The sequence below is a fragment of the Bacillus sp. IBL03825 genome, assembly GCF_024712505.1.
Taxonomy (GTDB): Bacteria; Bacillota; Bacilli; order Bacillales; family Bacillaceae_G; genus Bacillus_A; species Bacillus_A wiedmannii.
The window spans coordinates 3818755-3839862 of record NZ_JAMXKE010000001.1; the positions used below are offsets into that span (position 1 = coordinate 3818755).

Here is a 21108-nt window from a genome sequence, read left to right on the forward strand (position 1 = left end):
TCCATAACCACCTTTGCTAAATTTGTTCCATCACAAACCGTCTTGTGGCTGCATCAATTTCCAAAATTTCCTCTAAGCTCGGACGTGCAATGACATTGTGATGGTTCATTGCTTTTTCAATGAGGTCTTCCACTGTTAAGAAACCAATTCTCTTTTGTAAAAAAGCTTCAACAGCTACTTCATTCGCTGCGTTCATTACAGCTGGCATACTTCCACCTGCTTTTCCAGCTTCATACGCAAAACGTAGGCAACGGAATCGTTCTTGGTTCATTTTTTCAAAATGCAACGTCCCTATTTCCCATAAGTTTAACTGTTTTGTGTCTGTTAGAGGCAATCGATCAGGATATGTAAGCGCGTATTGAATTGGTACTCGCATATCAGGTGAGCCAAGCTGTGCCATTACACTACGATCTTCAAATTCAACCATAGAATGGATAATACTTTCTTTATGTAAAACAACATCGATTTGCTCATAAGGGATACCAAAAAGCCAATGTGCTTCAATTACTTCTAGCCCCTTATTCATCATTGTAGCAGAATCAATTGTAATTTTCGAACCCATTGACCAGTTTGGATGTCGAAGTGCATCTTCTACGGTCACATGATGCAATTCATCTCTCGTTTTATCACGGAAACTTCCACCGGAAGCCGTTATAATTAGTCGAGAAATTCTTTTTTCATTTTCACCATTCAAACATTGAAAAATAGCTGAATGTTCACTATCTACCGGAAGTAACGAAACATTATGTTTTCGTGCCGCTTCCATTACAAGATGCCCTGCAGTTACTAATGTTTCTTTATTTGCAATTCCAATTGTTTTTTTCGCCTCAATTGCACGAAGTGTTGGTAACAACCCTACGCTACCTACAACAGCATTTACTACAATCTCCGCATCTGGATGTAATGCTACTTCTAAAAGCCCTTCACTACCATATACAACTTTTGTATTACCAGAGACAGCTTGTAATTTTAAAACATCTTCCTCTCTTTGCACAGAGACGATTTGCGGAGAAAATTCTTGAATTACATTTACTGCGTAGTCAATATTTTTCCCTACAGAAAAAGCAACGAGACGGAATTGGTCTGGGTGCGAGCGTAATACATCTAAAGTTTGTGTACCAATTGATCCGCTTGCACCTAATAAACTAATGTTTTTCATGACTCCAACCCCTCGTTCATTTATTAATTGTATTGTAATAAGAAGTAGAGAATTGGTAAAACAAATAACCAACTATCTGTTCGATCTAATATACCACCATGTCCAGGTAAAATCGTACCTGAATCCTTTACGCCATAATGACGTTTAAATGCAGACTGTACTAAATCACCAATTTGTCCAAAAATAGAAATGATAATTGTCAACACAATTAAAATCCCTACATTAGCCTCAACAGGGAAGAACATATTGTAAACGAGTGCCACAACAATTCCACAAACGATGCCACCTATTGAACCTTCAATCGTTTTATTTGGACTAATTTCTGGCCACAATTTCCTCTTTCCTAATGCCTTTCCTACGAAATATGCGCCTGAATCAGTAGCCCATATAACAAATAATGCACAAAACACATATTTAATTCCTAATATTCTCGTTTCATTCAAATATAGGAATCCCATTCCAACATATGTTGTTGCCATTAGTAAAAATGAAGCATTGTCAAAAGTAAATGTATTCTTAGAAAGGACTGTATATGATAAAAGTAATAAAACAATCACAAATGTGATTTCTAATTTACCTAATCCAATCTGCGTAAACAGTTCTGATGCACTACTTGGAATTAAAATGATCCATAATAATACTGCAGCTAAAACTGTTGGTATTGAAATAAGCGTAAGCTTATTCATACGAATTAATTCATATAAACCTATAGAAGCAAGTGCATACACTAAAACCGTAAAAGGCACGCCACCGTAAATTACGATGGGAATGAATAGCGCGGCAGCAACCACTCCAGTAATAATTCTCTGTTTCACTACCAAACCCTCTCTTTCTACACGCCTCCGAATCTGCGCCCTCTATGCTGAAAGTCTGTAATCGCATTTAGCAAATGTTCCTCGGTAAAATCTGGCCAATACACATCTGTAAACCAAAATTCCGAATATGCAATTTGCCATAACATGAAATTACTAATACGTAGCTCTCCGCTCGTACGGATTAACAACTCTGGGTCAGGTAAAGAACTCGTCATTAAATAAGAAGAAAGCATTTCTTCACTTACATCTTCAACACGAATTTTTCCTTCCTCACTATCTTTCACCATATGTTGCACAGCAGAAACGATCTCATCTCGACTTCCATAGTTTAACGCGAAATTAAGAATTAATCCCGTATTCTCTTTCGTATCTTCCATGGCCTTTTCCATCGCTCTGCGTGTATGCGTAGGAAGACGATCTTGTTGTCCTATTACTCGGACTTGTACGTTCTCTTTAATCAATTCTGGTAAAAATGTACCTAGAAATTCTTCTGGAAGCCTCATTAAATAGTCAACTTCCTTTTTCGGTCTTTTCCAGTTCTCAGTTGAAAAAGCATAAAGAGTTAATACTTTGACATTAAGTTTGCTTGCAAATTTTGTGATTTTCTTTACAACTTGCATGCCTTCATGATGTCCCGCAATACGAGGCATCGCTCTCCTCTTTGCCCATCTTCCATTACCATCCATAATGATGGCAATATGTTCTGGGACGTATCCTTTTTTCACTTTTTCAACGAGATGATCAAACGATGCGACCTTTTTACTTTTAAAAAAAGGAAAGTTTTTAAACATCATTCATACCCTCCAGCAAGCAGACGTATGCCTAAAAGTGTAAAAAGACCCCCTTAAGAAGAGGGTCATATTTGCGAAGGTATCGCTATTACACTTCCATGATTTCTTTTTCTTTGTTTTTTGCGATTTCGTCAACTTTTGCAATATATTTATCTGTTTCTTTTTGGATATCTTCAGTATATCCTCTTAAATCATCTTCTGTAATATCGCCAGCTTTTTCAAGCTTCTTAAGATCATCGTTACTGTCACGACGTACATTACGAACAGCAACTTTTGCTTCTTCAGCATATTTTTTTACAACTTTTACAAGATCACGACGACGCTCTTCTGTTAATGCAGGGAATGCAATACGAATTACAGTTCCATCATTAGAAGGATTTAAGCCTAAATCCGCTTTTAAGATTGCTTTTTCAATATCACCGATAGAAGTTTTATCATAAGGTTGAATTACAAGTAAACGTGCTTCTGGAACTGTAATGTTCGCTAATTGCACAACAGGTGTTGGTGCACCATAGTAATCAACTTGTACCTTATCTAATACAGACGAGCTTGCACGACCTGCGCGAACTGTTGCCAATTCACGAGAGTAAGCAGCAACTGCTTTTTCCATTTTTTCATTTGAAGACTTCAATACTTGTTGTCCCATATTTATTTCCCCCTTACAACTGTTCCGATATTTTCGCCTAAAACGGCACGTTTAATGTTACCTTTTTCCATAACCGAGAATACAATTAATGGAATATCATTGTCCATACATAAAGAAGAAGCTGTTGAATCCATTACACCTAAACCTTCTTTTAATACATCTAAGTAAGTAAGTGTTTCGTATTTCGTAGCTGTTGGGTCAAGAGATGGATCTGCATTATATACGCCATCTACATTGTTTTTTGCCATTAAGATGACGTCTGCTTCGATTTCCGCTGCACGTAGTGCTGCCGTTGTATCTGTAGAGAAATATGGGTTACCTGTACCTGCTGCAAAAATCACAACACGTTTTTTCTCTAGATGACGAATTGCTTTACGACGAATGTAAGGCTCTGCTACTTGACGCATTTCGATTGAAGTTTGAACACGAGTTTGAATTCCAATGTTCTCTAGGCTATCTTGAAGAGCTAATGAGTTCATAACTGTTGCTAACATACCCATGTAATCTGCTCCAGCACGATCCATTCCCATTTCACTTCCGATTTTTCCACGCCAAATGTTTCCGCCACCAACAACAACAGCAACCTCTACATCAAGTTCTGCAATTTCTTTCACTTGTTCCGCAACTGATTTAATAACAGACGGGTTAATTCCAAATCCTTGTTCGCCAGCTAACGCTTCTCCGCTTAGCTTTAATACGACACGATTATATTTCGGTTTACTCATAATGAACCTCCAATTGCTTACATCTTTATTTTAAAAAAGGGAACACAATGTGTTCCCTAATCTTTATTAGTTGCTACCTTTTACTTGGTTCATTACTTCTTCAGCAAAGTTGTCTTCGCGTTTTTCGATACCTTCACCAACAGCGTAGCGAACGAATCCTTTTAATGTTCCGCCTTTAGACTCAACGAACTGACGAACTTTCATATCAGGGTTTTTAACGAATGCTTGGTCAAGTAAGCAAATTTCTTCGAAGAATTTGCCTAGACGGCCTTCAACCATTTTTGCAACGATTTTTTCAGGCTTGCCTTCGTTTAAAGCTTGTTGTGTTAATACTTGACGCTCATGCTCAACTTCTTCAGCTGTTACAGCATCGCGGTCGATGTATTTAGGGTTAACTGCTGCAATATGCATTGCTACATCTTTAGCAGCTGCTTCATCAGTAGAACCTTCAAGAACTGTTAATACACCGATGCGTCCACCCATGTGTAGGTAAGCACCGAATGCATCTGCATCAGTTTTTGTTACGATTTCGAAACGACGAAGTGTAAGTTTTTCACCAATTTTAGCGATTGCTTCGTTGATGTGCTCTTCTACTGTTTTACCGCCTTCGATTGTTTGAGCCATAGCTTCTTCAACGTTAGCTGGTTTGTTAGCTAATAAGTGAGCAGCTAATTCTTTAATTAATGCTTGGAAACCTTCGTTTTTCGCAACGAAATCAGTTTCAGAGTTTAATTCTAAGATTAAACCTTCGTTACCGTTTGTTTCGATGAAAGTTAAACCTTCAGCAGCAATGCGGTCTGCTTTTTTAGCAGCTTTCGCAATACCTTTTTCACGTAAGAAGTCAATTGCCTTCTCCATGTCGCCATTAGTTTCTGTTAAAGCTTTTTTGCAGTCCATCATACCTGCGCCTGTTTTTTCACGAAGTTCTTTTACCATTTGTGCAGTGATTGCCATATTTTTCATCCTCCTAAAATATGTATTTATACCTTTTATAAAGGTGTTTATACCTTAAAAAAGGTGATAAAAGGCCGAACCCCTTATCACCTTTCCAAATTTGTTACGCAGTAACAGTTTCTTCACCTTGTTTTGCTTCAAGGATCGCGTCTGCCATTTTAGATGTAAGAAGTTTTACAGCACGAATTGCATCATCGTTTGCTGGGATAACGTGATCGATTTCGTCTGGATCACAGTTTGTATCAACGATACCGATGATTGGAATGTGTAATTTGCGCGCTTCAGCAACTGCAATACGCTCTTTACGAGGGTCTACTACGAATAATGCACTTGGAAGACCTTTCATATCTTTAATACCGCCTAAGAATTTCTCAAGACGCTCTAACTCTTTTTTAAGTTGAACAACTTCTTTCTTAGGAAGTACTTCGAAAGTACCATCTTCTTGCATTCTTTCGATGTCTTTAAGACGCTTGATACGCTTTTGGATTGTTTGGAAGTTTGTTAAAGTTCCACCTAACCAACGTTGGTTAACGAAGTACATACCAGCACGAGTTGCTTCTTCTTTAATAGCTTCTTGTGCTTGTTTTTTAGTACCTACAAATAAAATGTCTCCACCTTCAGCAGCGATGTCACGCATCGTTCTGTAAGCTTCCTCAACTTTTTTCACAGTTTTTTGTAAGTCGATGATGTAGATACCGTTACGCTCTGTGAAAATGTAACGCTTCATTTTTGGGTTCCAACGACGAGTTTGATGTCCGAAATGAACACCAGCTTCAAGCAATTGCTTCATAGAAATTACTGACATAATATAGTTCCTCCTAAATGGTTTTTGATATCCTCCGTTTACTTCATCTCTAAGCGAAACTACAAACGTAGCACCAACACTTAAATCAGTAAACGTGTGTACTTTGTACTGACACCACTGCTTACTATATCATACTGAAATATTACAATCAAGTCGAAAATGCGAACAATGTAAAACTTTCTTTGTTTATACTCGAATTCTAGTATTACCAACCTGCATTTCTTTTAAGCAAAAAAATGAAATGCAATTCATAGCTTTTCCAAAGAACACGATTATGACGCTTTTTACAAACACCATTAATCTTTTATACACAAAAAACTCTCCTCAAAAAACGAGGAGAGTTTTATAAATTAGTTTGTTTTTAATTTAGCAAGTTCCTGTAGAAACTTGTCGTTTAGCACTTTAATGTATGTTCCTTTCATACCTAAAGAGCGAGACTCAATAACACCAGCACTTTCTAATTTACGTAGTGCATTTACGATTACAGAACGAGTAATTCCTACGCGATCAGCAATTTTACTTGCAACAAGTAAACCTTCTGTTCCATTTAATTCTTCGAAGATATGCTCGATTGCTTCTAACTCACTGTAAGATAATGAGCTAATCGCCATTTGAACAACAGCTTTACTACGTGCTTCCTCTTCGATTTCTTCTGCTTTTTCACGTAAGATTTCCATACCTACTACAGTTGAACTGTATTCAGCAAGGATTAAATCATCGTCTAAGAACTCTTGACCAAGACGAGCTAACACTAATGTGCCTAAACGCTCACCGCCACCAACGATTGGTACGATTGTAGTTAAACCTTGACCGAATAATTCTCTATTTTCTACTGGGAATGCTGTGTAAGCACTGTTTACATCTAAGTTCGAAGATGTTTCTGTAATGTTGAATAAGCTTTGCGTGTATTCTTCCGGGAATTGACGCTCTGCAAGCATTTGTTTCATACGCTCATTCTCAATTTGTTGGTGAATTGCATAACCTAGTAATTTACCACGACGACTTACTACGAATACGTTCGCTTCGATTACTTCACACATTGTGTCAGACATTTCTCTAAAGTTTACAGGCTTTCCTGCTGCGCTCTGTAATAACGCATTTAATTTTCTTGTTTTTGCTAATAATTCCATTTCAAAAGTTCCTCCTACATGTTACTTACATATTTTTTCATCACTTGGAAACTAGGGCGAGTCACCTGATGACACTATTACAAAATAAACTGGCTCACATCTTTATTTTTAGCAATCGTTGCTAATTTCTCCTCAACGTATTGAGGTGTTATCGTTATTTTCTCTAACGTAATTTCAGATGCTTCAAACGATAAATCTTCAAGGAGTTTCTCCATAATCGTATGAAGTCTTCTTGCTCCAATATTATCTGTATCCTGATTAACTTGATAAGCAATCTCAGCAATCTTACGAATAGCTTCGTCTGAAAATTCAATTTCTATACCTTCAGTCGCTAATAAAGCCATATATTGTTTAATTAACGCATTGTCAGGCTCGATTAATATTTTAACAAAATCATCTGTCGATAATTTTGTTAACTCTACTCGAATCGGAAATCTCCCTTGCAGTTCCGGAATTAAATCCGACGGTTTAGACATATGAAACGCTCCAGCTGCAACGAATAAAATATAATCCGTTTTTACTGATCCGTATTTTGTCGCAACATTCGACCCTTCTACAATTGGCAAAATGTCACGTTGCACACCTTCACGTGATACATCTACGCTATTCGACTGCTTACCAGCAATTTTGTCAATTTCATCGATAAAAATAATCCCGAGCTGTTCAGCACGATAAACAGCCTCTTGTGTAACTTCATCCATATCAATTAAGCGCTGTGCTTCCTCATTTGTCAAGAGTTTTCTTGCTTCTTTTACAGAAAGTTTACGTTTTTTTGTTTTTTTCGGCATAAAACTTCCTAATGCATCTTGGAAATTCATCCCCATTTGTTCCATGCCAGTTCCTTGTAACATATCGAACATGGAAGACTGTTGCTCAGTCACTTCAATCGATACAATTTCATCTTCAAGAAGTCCTGCGGCAAGCTTTCTTTCCACATCTTGACGTTTCTTTTCAATTTCAACATCTTCCTGTGCATCAGATGTTTGATTCGAATTTTGAGCACCGCCAAATAGCATTTCTAATGGGTTTTTAAATCCAGATTGTTTCTCCGGACTCGGCACTAAAATTTCAACAAGACGTTGGTTCGCTTGTTCTTCTGCTTTATCTTGTACTTTAATTACCATTTCTTCTTTCACGATACGAACTGACGTTTCCACAAGGTCACGTACCATCGATTCTACATCTCTACCTACATATCCAACTTCTGTAAATTTGGTAGCTTCAACCTTAATAAAAGGTGCTCCAACGAGTTTCGCCATTCGTCGTGCTACCTCTGTTTTACCAACACCTGTCGGTCCAATCATTAAAATATTTTTAGGCGCAATTTCATCACGTAGATTTTCAGCTAATTTACTTCGACGATATCGATTTCTTAAAGCTACAGCAACCGCTTTCTTCGCATCTTTTTGACCGATAATGTATTGATCTAATTTTTCCACAATTTGACGCGGAGTAAAATGTAAATGCATATAAAATGCCTCCCTTACGATTCTACAATTCTTCCACAATTATATTGTGGTTTGTATAAACACAAATATCGCCAGCAATGTCTAAACTCGCTTTTGCAATTTGCTTCGCTGTTAAATGTTCACTTGCATATTGCTTTAAAGCACGACCTGCAGAAAGCGCATAATTCCCACCAGATCCAATCGCTAAAATACCATCATCCGGTTCAATCACTTCTCCTGTACCTGAAACAAGAAGCATAGTTGTTTTATCCATGACAATGAGCATCGCTTCTAGCTGACGTAACATTTTGTCGCCACGCCATTGTTTTGCCATCTCAACTGCAGCACGCTGCAAGTTCCCATTGTACTCTTCTAATTTCCCTTCAAACATTTCAAAAAGAGTAAATGCGTCAGCGACGGAACCTGCAAAGCCAGCTAAAACTTTCCCTTGGAAAAGTTTACGGACTTTACGAGCTGTATGTTTCATTACAACTGCATTTCCCATTGTCACCTGACCATCTCCAGCCATTGCACATTCTCCATTATGATGAACTGCAAATATCGTTGTAGCGTGGAAATTTCCCATAGAAAAAAACTCCTTTATATGTTTTTATAGCTTTAAAAGCAATTTATGCCCGTGGGTGATGCTTCATGTAGACCGAACGCAATCTTTCTTTAGAGACATGCGTATAAATTTGTGTCGTCGACAAATTCTCATGACCGAGTAGCTCCTGTACAGTACGTAAATCTGCCCCTTCATCTAACATGTGTGTAGCAAATGTATGCCTTAACATATGGGGACTTATCCGCATTGTCAGTGAAGCCTTCTTAATGAGTTCGTTTAATACATAGCGTACCCCTCGACTTGTTAGCGGCGTGCCTTTCGCATTTAAAAATACCATATGAGAGTGTTCTTCAGTTTTGTGAGCTAACTGTTTTCTCCCGTTCTCTATATAAGTAATTAAAGCATCTTGCGCATAGCTTCCGAACGGAATATACCTTTGTTTTTTTCCTTTTCCCATTACTAAAATTGTTCCCACCGCGAAGTCAATATCGGTAAGTTGTAAATTGACACATTCACTCACACGGATTCCAGTCGCATACATCAACTCTAATAAAGCTTGATTCCTTTGACCTAGCGGTGTTTCCGTATCAGCAACTTCAAATAATTCCTCTAATTCTTCAGCATATAAAAACTTTGGGATTGACAATTCTTTTTTGGGGAGTGACGCAAGTGCAAACGGATTATCTTTCCGATAACCTTCACGCATCAAAAAACGATATAAACTTCGTAAGCTTGATACTTTTCTTGCGACAGATTTACGGGCTAACTTTTCATCGTGCAACGTCGTTAAGTACAAACGAACATCCGCGTATGTAACATCTAAAAAAGAGGATATGCCTTCTCGCTCCATAAATTGCACAAAATGTTCTAAATCATTTTGATAACTTGCAATTGTATATTTTGAATAATTTCTTTCAATTTGTAAATATCCAACGAATAATTGTAACAATTTCTTCACATTCACACAATTCACCTCAATAAAGGCTACTAAATCGTATCACAACTTAGTAGCCTTTGCAAGAAATTTAACTAAATATTTACAAAATTTTGAATTGTTTCTAAAGCGCGTGTTGCATATGCTTCATTTCGTTCTGCTTTTCTCTTAATTTTCTTCTCTAACGGTGCAAACAAACCGAAGTTTGCATTCATTGGTTGGAAGTTTTTCGCGTTTGTCGCAGTAATATAATTCGCCATACTTCCCATTGCAGTTACAGGCGGTAATACAACTGGCTCTTCACCTTTCGCAAGTCGAGCAGCGTTAATACCTGCTAGTAATCCTGATGCCGCCGATTCAACATATCCCTCTACTCCAGTCATTTGGCCAGCGAAGAATAAATCATCACGTTGTTTATATTGATATGTTGGACGAAGCAAGTTAGGTGAATTAATAAACGTATTACGATGCATTACACCATAACGTACAATCTCTGCATTTTCCAGTCCCGGAATCAACTGTAACACTTCTTTTTGTGGCCCCCACTTTAAATGCGTTTGGAAACCTACGATATTGTATAATGTTCCTGCTGCATCATCTTGACGTAACTGAACAACAGCATATGGCGTTTTCCCTGTTTTCGGATCTTCTAATCCAACAGGTTTCATCGGTCCAAATACTAGCGTCTGTCTTCCTCTACTTGCCATAACTTCTACCGGCATACAACCTTCAAAGAAAATTTCTTTTTCAAATTCTTTTAAAGGTACTGTTTCAGCAGCAATTAAAGCCTCGTAAAAACGGTCAAATTCCTCTTCCGTCATTGGGCAGTTTAAATATGCAGCTTCACCTTTATCGTAACGAGACTTTAAATATACTTTATTCATATCAATGCTGTCTTTCTCAACAATCGGTGCTGCAGCATCATAGAAATAAAAATAATCTTCACCTGTTAATTCTTTTAATTGTGCAGCAAGATCAGGAGACGTAAGTGGACCTGTCGCGATAACAGTAGGCCCTTCTGGAATTTCAGTAATTTCTTCATTCATCACAGTTACGTTCGGATGGTTTTTCACATACTCCGTTACCTTTGCCGCAAATTCATGACGATCTACAGCTAAAGCTCCTCCTGCTGGTACAGAGCACTCATCAGCTGCACGAATAATAACAGAGTCCATTAGACGCATTTCTTCTTTAATAACACCAACAGCGTTTGTTAATGTGTTTGCTCGAAGCGAGTTACTGCATACTAACTCTGCAAATTTATCTGTGTGATGAGCTGGCGTTTGCCTTACTGGTCTCATTTCATATAATTTCACTTGGACACCACGTTTTGCAATTTGGTAAGCTGCTTCACTTCCTGCAAGACCTGCGCCAATGACGTTTACTACTTGTGTTGTCATATTTATCACCTTTCCTTTTCTTCCCGAAAAAAATGTGAGCAGTTACGCTCACATTTGTTGTTCTTCTTCATAATCACACGAAATACATTGTACTTGCACGCCTTTTTTCAACTTCTTCTCTACAAGCATACCTTCGCACTTCGGACATTTACGACCAATTGGTTTATCCCAAGATACAAAGTCACACTCTGGATACGTACCGCATCCATAGAAAAGACGTTTCTTTTTATTACTACGGCGTTCAATAATTTGACCTTTATCACACTTCGGACAAGTAACACCGATTTCTTTCACAATCGGTTTTGTATTACGACAATCTGGGAAATTCGAACAAGCCATAAATTTCCCGTATTTACCCATTTTAAAGACCATTGGGTGATCACACAATTCACAGTCTTCCCCAGCTGGTTCATCTTTAATTTCCACTTCACGCATTTCTTTTTCCGCTTTTTCTAAACGCGGTTCAAAGCCTACGTAGAAATCATCAACAATTTTTACCCAATTCGCATTTCCTTCTTCTACTTCATCAAGACTTTGCTCCATGTTAGCAGTAAATTCAATGTTAATAATTTCTGGGAAAAACTCTAAAATAAGTTCAATTACTATTTCACCAAGTTCAGTTGGAACGAAGCGTTTATTATCCAAACCTACGTATCCACGTTTTTGAATCGTTTCAAGTGTCGGTACGTAAGTCGACGGTCTTCCAATTCCAAGCTCTTCAAGCGTTCTTACTAGACGAGCCTCTGTATAGCGCGGCGGAGGTTGTGTAAAGTGTTGCTTCGGTTCTAAATCCTTTGAAAATACCGTTTCCCCTACTTCTAAAGGTGGCAACATTTTATCCTTTTCTTCAGCCCCATCATCTTTCGACTCTACATACACTTTCATAAATCCTGGAAACTTTACAACCGATCCACTTGCACGGAACTGAACATTGTTATTAATGAGTCTAGCTGTCACAGTATCCATTATAGCAGACGCCATTTGACTTGCAACAAATCGCTCCCAAATCAGTTTATACAACCGAAGTTGATCACGACTTAAGAAACTCTTTAGTTCCTCTGGCCTTCTCATTACCGAAGTAGGACGAATTGCCTCATGCGCATCTTGCGCGTTCGACTTTTTCGTTTCTTTCTTCTTTTCTGTCCCTATGTATTCCGCACCAAACGCCTCAGTAATGTAAGTACGCGCCTCTGTTTGAGCTGTTTCTGAGATACGTGTTGAGTCAGTTCTCATATACGTAATAAGACCTACCGTCCCTTGCTTTCCAAGATCTATACCTTCATACAATTGCTGCGCGAGCATCATTGTTTTCTTTGCTCGCATGTTTAACTTACGCGCTGCCTCTTGTTGCAAGGAAGATGTTGTAAACGGTAATGCAGGATTACGTTTTCGCTCTTTTCGCGTTACATTTTCAACTGAAAACGCATTATCTTTCATCTGTTCAATTATTTCATTCACTTGCGTTTCATTCGTTAATTGAACTTTTTCACCATCTACACCGTAAAAGCTTGCTTCAAATGTGTCTTTCCCCTTTACAAATTCTGTCTTAATTGTCCAGAATTCTTCAGGCTCAAAGATTTGAATTTCTTTTTCACGTTCGATAATTAAACGAACTGCTACAGATTGTACGCGTCCTGCACTTAATCCTTTTTTTACTTTCTTCCATAATAAAGGACTAATATTGTAACCAACAAGACGATCTAGTATACGCCTTGCTTGTTGTGCATCTACTAAATCCATATTAATCGCACGAGGGTGTTTAAATGATTCTTTTATTGCATCTTTTGTAATCTCATTAAACACAACTCGACAATCTGATTCAACGTCCACATTTAACGTATTGGCTAAATGCCAAGCAATTGCTTCCCCTTCGCGGTCTGGATCGGCCGCGAGATAGACTTTCTTTGCTTTTTTGGCCGCTGATTTTAAATCTTTTAAGACGGGACCTTTACCACGAATGGTAATATACTTCGGGGTGAAGTTGTTCTTTACTTCTATCCCCATTTGGCTTTTAGGTAAATCGCGAACGTGTCCCATAGACGCGACAACTTTGTATTTTTTCCCTAAATATTTCTCAATGGTCTTCGCCTTAGAAGGCGACTCCACGATTACGAGGTAATCTGACATGCTAGTGCCTCCTTAAGAGGTGGATTCAAGTCTTCATCAATCTTATTGATTTCTCTTGTTTTTGTCAATCAAGAATGAATATACCATACAGCGCCTATCTACCATTTGTCAATAATTGTTTAATAAAAACATAAAAATATAAGGTTAATTTAAAACCTCTTCCAAGATATCTTCTGCATTTCTTACTAGTTTTGCTCCTTGTTGAATCAAATGATTCGTTCCTGATGCACTATCTATAAATATAGGTCCAGGAAGTGCAAATACCTCTCTATTTTGCTCTAAAGCAAGGTCCGCAGTAATAAGTGTTCCACTTCTTGATTTCGCTTCTACAACTAAAACACCCTTACTTATACCACTAATAATCCGGTTCCTTTTTGGAAAATACCATTTTTTCGGTGCATAGTGCGGCGGATACTCTGTTAATAACAATATATATTCATTCCACGTTTCATATAAATGTCTATTTTCTTTTGGATACATATACGATAATCCATGTCCTAGTATTGCAATAGTCGGGCAATGCCGTCTTACTGTAATTTCATGAGACATTGTATCTATCCCTCTTGCAAACCCACTGACAATAAGCCATTCCCTTTCTAATAATGGGTGTAAAATAAATTTTAAACTCTCATGTCCATATAAAGTCGGTTCTCTCGTTCCAATAACCGCTAATTTATTCGCTTTATTGAGAAAACCCTTCTCTCCTTTTCCATATAACACAAAGGGGGGATCTTGTATTTCACGTAATAATTGTGGATAATCTTCATCCCATATAGTCATATAAAAGATTCGATTTTTTTCTAAATAAGATATATATTGCGGGAGATTTGAACTTTGAAGAAAATTTACTAATTCTGAAGATTTTTTCGAGGATATTCCAGTGTAGTATTCCATTTGTTTTGTATTAAACGTGTATATTCCCTTCAATTCAGGATCGACATATAGTAGTCTTTCCATCGCCTTCCAATGATCTGCTAAAAAATAATGAAGATGTAACAATCGTTCTCTTTTCATCTTAATTCTCCTTACCCATAATTTTTATTATGTAAACAAGAATTACGTAAAAAGACACCTTCAAGCAAGAAGGTGTCTTTCAACAGATTAGTAGTTTTTACAAGTTTCAAATAGACCTTTTTCTTTTAAGACAGAGATTAGCGTTTCGCCCATAACCGCTGGAGTTTCCGCTACTTTAATACCACAAGCTTCCATCGTTTTAATCTTTTCTGCAGCAGTTCCTTTACCGCCAGAAATGATTGCACCAGCATGGCCCATACGTTTGCCAGCAGGCGCTGTTTGGCCACCAATGAAGCCTACAACAGGTTTTGTCATATTAGCTTTCACCCATTCAGCTGCCTCTTCTTCTGCTGTACCACCGATTTCACCAATCATAATTACAGCATGCGTTTCTTCATCTTCATTAAATGCTTTTAACGCATCTATAAAGTCCGTACCGTTAACTGGGTCCCCACCGATACCTACAGCAGTAGATTGACCAATACCTTCTTGTGTTAACTGATGTACAGCCTCATACGTTAATGTACCAGAACGAGATACGATACCTACATGGCCTTTTTTATGAATGTACCCTGGCATAATACCAATTTTACATTCATCAGGCGTAATAACACCAGGACAGTTCGGTCCAAGTAAACGTGTATGTTTACCCGCCATATATCTCTTTACGTTTACCATATCTAATACAGGAATTCCTTCGGTAATACATACTACTAAATCGATTTCTGCATCAACTGCTTCCATAATTGCATCAGCCGCAAAAGCGGGTGGAACGTATACAACTGAAGCGTTTGCGCCTGTTGCTTTCACTGCATCTTCTACAGTATCAAATACTGGTACACCTTCAATATCAGTGCCACCTTTACCTGGCGTTACACCACCGACAATTTTCGTACCGTATTCAATCATTTGTTTTGTGTGGAATAAACCTTGAGAACCTGTAATACCTTGAACAATAACTTTTGTATCTTTATTAACTAATACGCTCATTTTTCTCCCCCGCTTTCTATTAGCCCACTAGTGAAACAATTTTTTGTGCACCGTCTGCCATAGATTCTGCTGCAACAATATTTAAGCCAGACTCATTTAAAATTTTCTTACCTAACTCTACGTTTGTACCTTCAAGACGTACAACTAAAGGTAATTCAAGACCTACTTGTTTCGTCGCTTCAATAACACCTTCTGCGATAACATCACACTTCATAATGCCACCAAAAATGTTAACGAAGATACCTTTTACATTTTTGTCAGAAAGGATAATTTTGAATGCTTCTGTAACTTTTTCAGCTGTTGCACCGCCACCAACATCTAAGAAGTTAGCTGGATCGCCATGGTAATGTTTAATGATATCCATTGTAGCCATCGCTAAACCTGCACCATTAACCATACAACCGATATTTCCATCTAAAGGAATGTAGTTTAAGTCATATTTAGAAGCTTCAATTTCTTTTGAATCTTCTTCATCAAGATCACGAAGTTCTAAAATGTCTTTATTGCGATATAAAGCATTAGAATCAAAGTTTAATTTCGCATCTAATGCCATAACTTTACCGTCACCTGTTGTAACAAGTGGATTGATCTCCGCGATAGAGCAATCTTTTTCGATAAACGCACGGTATAAGCCCATCATAAACTTCACAGCTTGTCCTACAAGCTCTTTTGGAATATTGATGTTAAACGCGATTCGGCGCGCTTGGAAGCCTTGTAAGCCTACTGCTGGATCAATATATTCTTTAAAAATCTTTTCAGGTGTTTGCTCTGCTACTTCTTCAATTTCTGTTCCACCTTCTTCAGATGCCATTAAAACAACTTGAGAAGTTGCACGATCTAAAACTAGACCAACATAATATTCTTTTTTAATATCGCAACCTTCTTCGATAAGTAAGCGTTTTACTTCCTTACCTTCAGGACCTGTTTGATGTGTCACAAGTGTAGTTCCTAAAATGCTCTCTGCATATGTACGAACTTCATCTAAATTTTTTGCAACTTTTACTCCGCCAGCTTTGCCGCGTCCACCAGCGTGAATTTGTGCTTTTACTACACATACATCCGTTCCTAATTCTTTCGCTGCTTCTACAGCTTCTTCTACTGTAAATGCAACCTTCCCGTTCGGAACGCTAACCCCATAGCTTTTAAGGACTGCCTTACCTTGGTACTCATGGATATTCATGGTCCCATCCTCCCCTGTTTTCCTGTTTTACTCGAAAAGTTTTTTAATGTTTAAAAAACATTACATTGCCATTGTATAAGATGATTGGCACGCTGTCTACAATAAAGTGTCAGAAAACTGAAATCGCTTTATTCTTTTTTGGAAATAATAATGTTCATATACCAAAATAAAAAAATAAGCTGCATATTCGCAGCTTATTTTTGAATCGTATCTTTAATTGGTGCAAACGATTTGCGATGTTCTTCTAATACTCCATGCGCTTCAATCGCTTCTAAATGTTTTTTTGTGCCATATCCCATATGTTGTTCAAATCCATATGCAGGATACTTTTCTCCAAGCTCTTTCATCATACGATCTCTCGTTACTTTCGCAATAATGGATGCAGCTGAAATAGAAATACTTTTCGCATCACCTTTAATAATGGATGTTTGCGGAATTGGTGTAGGAAGTTTCATCGCATCAATTAATAAATGTTCTGGTGCACAAGATAAATTCGCAACAGCATCTAACATCGCTTGTTTCGTCGCTTGATAAATATTTATCTCATCAATAACTTGTGGTGATACAATTCCAACTCCAATTGCAATTGCTTGTGTTTTAATTTCATCATAAAAACGCTCTCGCTTCGCCTCACTCAGCTTTTTCGAGTCATTCAACCCTGGAATATAAAAATCTTCCGGAAGGACAACAGCTGCCGTCACGACAGGCCCAGCTAGCGGCCCACGCCCTACTTCATCTATACCTGCAATAAATGTGAGCCCTTTTTCACGTAATGCAATCTCATACTTAGACATTTCGAAAAACTTTTCTTTTTCTTTCTGCGCTAACTCTTTTTGTTTATGCCACTTCAAAATGAGCTTTTGTACCCCTTTTCGCTCATCTTTCATTAATATTTGAAAGCGGTCGTCTTCTTCACTTATAATTTCTTGCAGTAGATGTTCCGCTTCTTGAATAGTCACTTTTTGCATTCACGCACACTCCCTTTATATACAAAAAAGAAAAGACGTACAAACGCACGTCTTATACTTCTTCTACTTTTTCAACACCTTCTACTTGCTCCGCGAACTCTTCTGGTGTTTCAAACGTCATTTTCCCAAGTTTTCCACCACGAAGCTCACGAAGTATAAGCTCAGATGTTTTATCATAATCAATCATTCCGCCGCCCATTAAACAGCCTCTATTTTTTCCAATTGCATCGAATAACTCCACAATATCTTCTGGAATTTCATTTAAATTATATCGATCTTTCAATCGTTCTGGATAATGTTTTTCCATAAAACGTAAAGCGTAAACAGCAACATCTTGTAAATTTAAAATTGAATCTTTAATTGCGCCCGTTGTCGCTAAACGAAGACCCACTAATTGATCTTCAAATTTAGGCCATAAAATACCCGGTGTATCTAACAGTTCCATTTCCTTCCCAACTTTAATCCATTGTTGAGCTGTTGTCACACCAGGACGATCTCCTGTTTTAGCGATATTTTTCTTCGCCAACTTATTAATTAACGTAGATTTACCAACATTCGGTATACCTACAATTAATGCCCGAATTGCTCTTGGTCTAATACCTTTTGCAACCATTTTATCAAATTTTTCTTTCACCAACACTTTACAAGCCGCTGCAATTTCCTTCATACCTTGTCCAGCTTGTGCGTTAATTGAAATTGCCATCTGGCCTTTTTCTTTAAAATATGCGATCCATTGCTTTGTTAAACGATCATCTGCCATATCCGCTTTATTTAAAACAACAAGCCTCGGCTTATGTGTAATAATCTCATCGATCATTGGATTTCGAGAAGATAAAGGTAATCGAGCATCTACAAGCTCAATTACAACATCAATTAACTTTAATTTTTCTGTTACTTGGCGTCTAGCCTTTGCCATATGTCCCGGGAACCATTGAATTACCATGTTGCCACCTTCTTTTTCTTTTATTTCACAATACGAGCATCTTTTAACGGCCAATATAGTATATTTGCTTTTCCAATCACTTGGTCCATTGAAATTGTACCAATCGAACGGCTATCTTTACTAAAACGACGATTATCGCCTAAAACAAATAATTGACCTTCTGGAACAGTTTTCTTCCCTGTCATTTCTTCAAGAGTAAAATCATATGTAAGCGGTCCGTCAGCAATTTGTTTTTTTTGCTTGTCTAAATACGGCTCCTCATAAGCCTTTCCGTTAACATATAGTTTATCATTACGATACTCTATTTCATCGCCTGGCAGGCCGATAATGCGCTTAATATAATCTTTATCTTCCGTCGCTCGGAATACGATAATATCAAATCTTTTCGGATCTCCTATGTGATAACCAATTTTATTGACAATCATTCGATCGCGATCATGTAAAGTAGACGCCATCGATACTCCATCTACGAGAATTGGCGCAAAGAAAAACTGTCTAATAACACCTGCTAATACAACAGCAATCAAAATTGCTTTGATCCATTCCCAAAGTGAACTCTTTTCTTTCTTCATGCATTTCCCCTCCACGATTATGTAAGCTGCTCGTATTATATCAAAATTTTATATAGATTGGAAAAAGGGAGCTTGTGTATTTACAAGCTCCCATACATGTCTTATCGAATTTCTTTAATACGTGCTTTTTTACCGCGAAGGTTACGTAAGTAGTATAACTTAGCACGACGTACTTTACCACGGCGAAGTACTTCAAGTTTCGCGATTCTTGGCGTGTGAACTGGGAATGTACGCTCAACACCTACACCGTAAGAAATCTTACGAACTGTGAATGTTTCACTGATTCCGCCACCACGACGTTTAATTACAACACCTTCGAAAAGCTGAATTCTTTCACGAGTTCCCTCAACTACTTTTACGTGTACACGTAAAGTGTCTCCAGGACGGAATGAAGGAAGGTCAGTTTTTAATTGGCCTTGAGTAATTTCTGCGATTAATTGTTGCATATTAAATTCTCTCCTTTAAACAGATGCTCTTATAAAGTCTTAATAAATTACAGCGGAACATCGTTAATACGGCCACTGTTTTCAGTAGCACAAGTGTTATAATAGCATATTGCTAGGACTGTTGCAATAGAAAATATATCAAGCCCTTACTTGTCTTCTTTAATCTGTTCTAGCCATTTCGCTTCTTGCTTAGATAATTCTCGTTCTTCCAGTAAATCCGGTCTACGCGTGTACGTACGACGTAGTGATTCTTTGTGTCGCCATTCATCAATATTTTTATGATTTCCTGACATCAGTACATTCGGTACCTTCATACCACGAAAATCAGCTGGACGTGTATAATGAGGATGTTCTAATAAACCTGTACTAAACGAATCCTCGACTTGTGAAGCATGATTTCCTAGCACTCCCGGGAGGAGACGCACGACACTATCCGTAATAACCATAGAGGCTAACTCTCCGCCGGTTAATACGTAGTCACCGATAGAAATCTCATCCGTTACGAGATGCTCACGAATTCGTTCATCGTACCCTTCATAATGACCACACACAAAAATAACATGCTCTTCTTCAGCAAGTTCTTCTGCCTTCTTCTGCGTAAAACGCTCTCCTTGTGGACACATTAGGACAACTCTCGGTTTACGGTCTGTTTCCTTCGTTAACTCTTCCACTGCATCAAAGATAGGCTGGGGGGTTAATACCATCCCAGCGCCACCACCATACGGATAATCATCTACGCTATTATGCTTACTCGTTGTATAATCGCGAAAATTGACAACACGAAGCTCTACTGCTTCTTTTTCTTGTGCTTTCTTTAAAATTGAAGATCCAAACACACCCGTAAACATATCTGGAAACAATGTTAAAATGTCAATTTTCATTATAATAGCCCTTCCATTACATGAATGGTTACTAATTTATTCTCAATGTTAACTTGAAGTACAACATCATCAATATAAGGAATTAATAGATCTTGACCTTTTGGACGTTTAATTACCCAAACATCATTTGCACCAGGAGATAAAATTTCTTTTATTGTTCCTAACGCTTCTCCTTCTTCCGTTACAACACTGCAACCAATAATTTCATGGTAGTAGTATTCACCTTCAGCTAATTCACCTAACTGCTCTTCTGGTACTTTTATTAAAGAACCTTTAAACTTCTCTGCTTCATCAACATTGTTGTATCCTTCAAATGTTAATAGATCAAATGTCTTATGTTGACGATGAGAAGTTACTTTCACTGGAAGGTAGTCTGTACTTTTCTCATTACTTATGTATAACGTGTTTCCTACTTTATATCGCTCTTCTGGAAAATCAGTACGAGAAATAACACGAATTTCTCCTCTTACGCCATGAGTATTTACAATTTTCCCTACGTTAAACCATTTTGTCATAAATAGTATGTCACCCCTGGTTTCTATATAAATTAAGCATCTCCATTTCACATATGGAACATGCAACTTCTCTTTAAATGTTAAAAAAGGGAGAGGAAAT

At 37.7% G+C, this 21108-nt stretch carries 22 protein-coding genes; all 22 read right to left on the reverse strand.

The features are described from left to right. Nucleotides 1-16: 16 nt before the first annotated feature. The 22 genes from dxr to rimM all read right to left on the reverse strand — a co-directional run bounded on the left by dxr (nt 17) and on the right by rimM (nt 21008). Nucleotides 17-1159: a 1-deoxy-D-xylulose-5-phosphate reductoisomerase gene (gene dxr / locus NHG49_RS19410; RefSeq protein WP_064475014.1), complete on the reverse strand. Its 1143-nt coding sequence runs from the start codon at nt 1157-1159 to the stop codon at nt 17-19. A 23-nt stretch (nt 1160-1182) separates the two neighbouring features. After that, complete coding sequence (cdsA, locus tag NHG49_RS19415; protein WP_064475013.1) at nt 1183-1974, reverse strand: phosphatidate cytidylyltransferase; 792 nt, start codon at nt 1972-1974, stop codon at nt 1183-1185. A gap of 17 nt (nt 1975-1991) precedes the next feature. Then, nucleotides 1992-2768: an undecaprenyl pyrophosphate synthase gene (gene uppS / locus NHG49_RS19420; RefSeq protein WP_064475012.1), complete on the reverse strand. Its 777-nt coding sequence runs from the start codon at nt 2766-2768 to the stop codon at nt 1992-1994. 85 nt (nt 2769-2853) lie between these two features. Next, nucleotides 2854-3411, reverse strand: a complete 558-nt coding sequence (frr, locus tag NHG49_RS19425) for a ribosome recycling factor (RefSeq protein WP_000531506.1) — start codon at nt 3409-3411, stop codon at nt 2854-2856. A gap of 2 nt (nt 3412-3413) precedes the next feature. Next, a complete protein-coding gene (pyrH, locus tag NHG49_RS19430) occupies nt 3414-4136 on the reverse strand; it encodes a UMP kinase (RefSeq protein WP_000042666.1) in 723 nt (240 codons plus the stop codon). 66 nt (nt 4137-4202) lie between these two features. Further along, nucleotides 4203-5090, reverse strand: a complete 888-nt coding sequence (gene tsf / locus NHG49_RS19435; RefSeq protein ID WP_064475011.1) for a translation elongation factor Ts — start codon at nt 5088-5090, stop codon at nt 4203-4205. Nucleotides 5091-5193: 103 nt separating this feature from the next. Further along, nucleotides 5194-5895 carry a 30S ribosomal protein S2 gene (rpsB, locus tag NHG49_RS19440; RefSeq protein WP_000111485.1) on the reverse strand — a complete coding sequence of 234 codons (702 nt, stop codon included), beginning with the start codon at nt 5893-5895 and terminating at the stop codon, nt 5194-5196. Between the two features lie 350 nt (nt 5896-6245). Then, nucleotides 6246-7025 carry a GTP-sensing pleiotropic transcriptional regulator CodY gene (codY, locus tag NHG49_RS19445; protein ID WP_000421290.1) on the reverse strand — a complete coding sequence of 260 codons (780 nt, stop codon included), beginning with the start codon at nt 7023-7025 and terminating at the stop codon, nt 6246-6248. A 77-nt stretch (nt 7026-7102) separates the two neighbouring features. Beyond that, nucleotides 7103-8494 carry an ATP-dependent protease ATPase subunit HslU gene (gene hslU, locus NHG49_RS19450; protein ID WP_000550070.1) on the reverse strand — a complete coding sequence of 464 codons (1392 nt, stop codon included), beginning with the start codon at nt 8492-8494 and terminating at the stop codon, nt 7103-7105. 22 nt (nt 8495-8516) lie between these two features. Continuing rightward, nucleotides 8517-9059 carry an ATP-dependent protease proteolytic subunit HslV gene (gene hslV / locus NHG49_RS19455; RefSeq protein WP_000526271.1) on the reverse strand — a complete coding sequence of 181 codons (543 nt, stop codon included), beginning with the start codon at nt 9057-9059 and terminating at the stop codon, nt 8517-8519. A 43-nt stretch (nt 9060-9102) separates the two neighbouring features. After that, nucleotides 9103-10002 carry a tyrosine recombinase XerC gene (gene xerC / locus NHG49_RS19460; protein WP_001101235.1) on the reverse strand — a complete coding sequence of 300 codons (900 nt, stop codon included), beginning with the start codon at nt 10000-10002 and terminating at the stop codon, nt 9103-9105. 65 nt (nt 10003-10067) lie between these two features. Continuing rightward, nucleotides 10068-11372: an FADH(2)-oxidizing methylenetetrahydrofolate--tRNA-(uracil(54)-C(5))-methyltransferase TrmFO gene (trmFO, locus tag NHG49_RS19465; RefSeq protein WP_064475009.1), complete on the reverse strand. Its 1305-nt coding sequence runs from the start codon at nt 11370-11372 to the stop codon at nt 10068-10070. A gap of 48 nt (nt 11373-11420) precedes the next feature. Continuing rightward, entirely contained in the window at nt 11421-13499 is a 2079-nt protein-coding gene (gene topA, locus NHG49_RS19470) for a type I DNA topoisomerase (RefSeq protein ID WP_001286953.1), read from the reverse strand. Between the two features lie 144 nt (nt 13500-13643). Next, the gene (gene dprA, locus NHG49_RS19475; RefSeq protein WP_088047267.1) at nt 13644-14513 is read right to left on the reverse strand and encodes a DNA-processing protein DprA; all 870 of its coding nucleotides are present in this window, start codon (nt 14511-14513) and stop codon (nt 13644-13646) included. Between the two features lie 87 nt (nt 14514-14600). Next, nucleotides 14601-15503 (reverse strand): succinate--CoA ligase subunit alpha, encoded by a 903-nt coding sequence (sucD, locus tag NHG49_RS19480; protein WP_000115178.1) that lies wholly within the window; start codon nt 15501-15503, stop codon nt 14601-14603. 19 nt (nt 15504-15522) lie between these two features. Beyond that, nucleotides 15523-16683, reverse strand: a complete 1161-nt coding sequence (gene sucC, locus NHG49_RS19485; protein WP_001020778.1) for an ADP-forming succinate--CoA ligase subunit beta — start codon at nt 16681-16683, stop codon at nt 15523-15525. 194 nt (nt 16684-16877) lie between these two features. Continuing rightward, on the reverse strand, nt 16878-17651 hold the full coding sequence (locus tag NHG49_RS19490) for a ribonuclease HII (protein WP_064475007.1): 774 nt from the start codon (nt 17649-17651) through the stop codon (nt 16878-16880). 52 nt (nt 17652-17703) lie between these two features. Further along, complete coding sequence (gene ylqF, locus NHG49_RS19495) at nt 17704-18594, reverse strand: ribosome biogenesis GTPase YlqF (RefSeq protein WP_048546006.1); 891 nt, start codon at nt 18592-18594, stop codon at nt 17704-17706. 20 nt (nt 18595-18614) lie between these two features. Then, nucleotides 18615-19166 (reverse strand): signal peptidase I, encoded by a 552-nt coding sequence (gene lepB, locus NHG49_RS19500; RefSeq protein ID WP_000711857.1) that lies wholly within the window; start codon nt 19164-19166, stop codon nt 18615-18617. 101 nt (nt 19167-19267) lie between these two features. Next, entirely contained in the window at nt 19268-19612 is a 345-nt protein-coding gene (rplS, locus tag NHG49_RS19505) for a 50S ribosomal protein L19 (RefSeq protein ID WP_001186518.1), read from the reverse strand. A gap of 146 nt (nt 19613-19758) precedes the next feature. Beyond that, nucleotides 19759-20493, reverse strand: a complete 735-nt coding sequence (gene trmD / locus NHG49_RS19510) for a tRNA (guanosine(37)-N1)-methyltransferase TrmD (RefSeq protein ID WP_064475006.1) — start codon at nt 20491-20493, stop codon at nt 19759-19761. Then, a complete protein-coding gene (gene rimM, locus NHG49_RS19515) occupies nt 20493-21008 on the reverse strand; it encodes a ribosome maturation factor RimM (RefSeq protein WP_000170282.1) in 516 nt (171 codons plus the stop codon). The genes trmD and rimM overlap by 1 nt, the downstream gene beginning before the upstream one ends. Nucleotides 21009-21108 lie beyond the last annotated feature (100 nt).

Coding starts and splice junctions, on each gene's coding strand:
- pyrH (WP_000042666.1), bottom strand. CDS start 4,136: ATGAGTAAACCGAAATATAATCGTGTCGTATTAAAGCTAAGCGGAGAA.
- tsf (WP_064475011.1), bottom strand. CDS start 5,090: ATGGCAATCACTGCACAAATGGTAAAAGAACTTCGTGAAAAAACAGGC.
- rimM (WP_000170282.1), bottom strand. CDS start 21,008: ATGACAAAATGGTTTAACGTAGGGAAAATTGTAAATACTCATGGCGTA.
- NHG49_RS19490 (WP_064475007.1), bottom strand. CDS start 17,651: ATGCAAAAAGTGACTATTCAAGAAGCGGAACATCTACTGCAAGAAATT.
- dprA (WP_088047267.1), bottom strand. CDS start 14,513: ATGAAAAGAGAACGATTGTTACATCTTCATTATTTTTTAGCAGATCAT.
- sucC (WP_001020778.1), bottom strand. CDS start 16,683: ATGAATATCCATGAGTACCAAGGTAAGGCAGTCCTTAAAAGCTATGGG.
- trmFO (WP_064475009.1), bottom strand. CDS start 11,372: ATGACAACACAAGTAGTAAACGTCATTGGCGCAGGTCTTGCAGGAAGT.
- ylqF (WP_048546006.1), bottom strand. CDS start 18,594: ATGGTAATTCAATGGTTCCCGGGACATATGGCAAAGGCTAGACGCCAA.
- topA (WP_001286953.1), bottom strand. CDS start 13,499: ATGTCAGATTACCTCGTAATCGTGGAGTCGCCTTCTAAGGCGAAGACC.
- codY (WP_000421290.1), bottom strand. CDS start 7,025: ATGGAATTATTAGCAAAAACAAGAAAATTAAATGCGTTATTACAGAGC.
- hslU (WP_000550070.1), bottom strand. CDS start 8,494: ATGCATTTACATTTTACTCCGCGTCAAATTGTGGAAAAATTAGATCAA.
- rpsB (WP_000111485.1), bottom strand. CDS start 5,895: ATGTCAGTAATTTCTATGAAGCAATTGCTTGAAGCTGGTGTTCATTTC.
- hslV (WP_000526271.1), bottom strand. CDS start 9,059: ATGGGAAATTTCCACGCTACAACGATATTTGCAGTTCATCATAATGGA.
- uppS (WP_064475012.1), bottom strand. CDS start 2,768: ATGATGTTTAAAAACTTTCCTTTTTTTAAAAGTAAAAAGGTCGCATCG.
- rplS (WP_001186518.1), bottom strand. CDS start 19,612: ATGCAACAATTAATCGCAGAAATTACTCAAGGCCAATTAAAAACTGAC.
- frr (WP_000531506.1), bottom strand. CDS start 3,411: ATGGGACAACAAGTATTGAAGTCTTCAAATGAAAAAATGGAAAAAGCA.
- sucD (WP_000115178.1), bottom strand. CDS start 15,503: ATGAGCGTATTAGTTAATAAAGATACAAAAGTTATTGTTCAAGGTATT.
- lepB (WP_000711857.1), bottom strand. CDS start 19,166: ATGAAGAAAGAAAAGAGTTCACTTTGGGAATGGATCAAAGCAATTTTG.
- trmD (WP_064475006.1), bottom strand. CDS start 20,493: ATGAAAATTGACATTTTAACATTGTTTCCAGATATGTTTACGGGTGTG.
- dxr (WP_064475014.1), bottom strand. CDS start 1,159: ATGAAAAACATTAGTTTATTAGGTGCAAGCGGATCAATTGGTACACAA.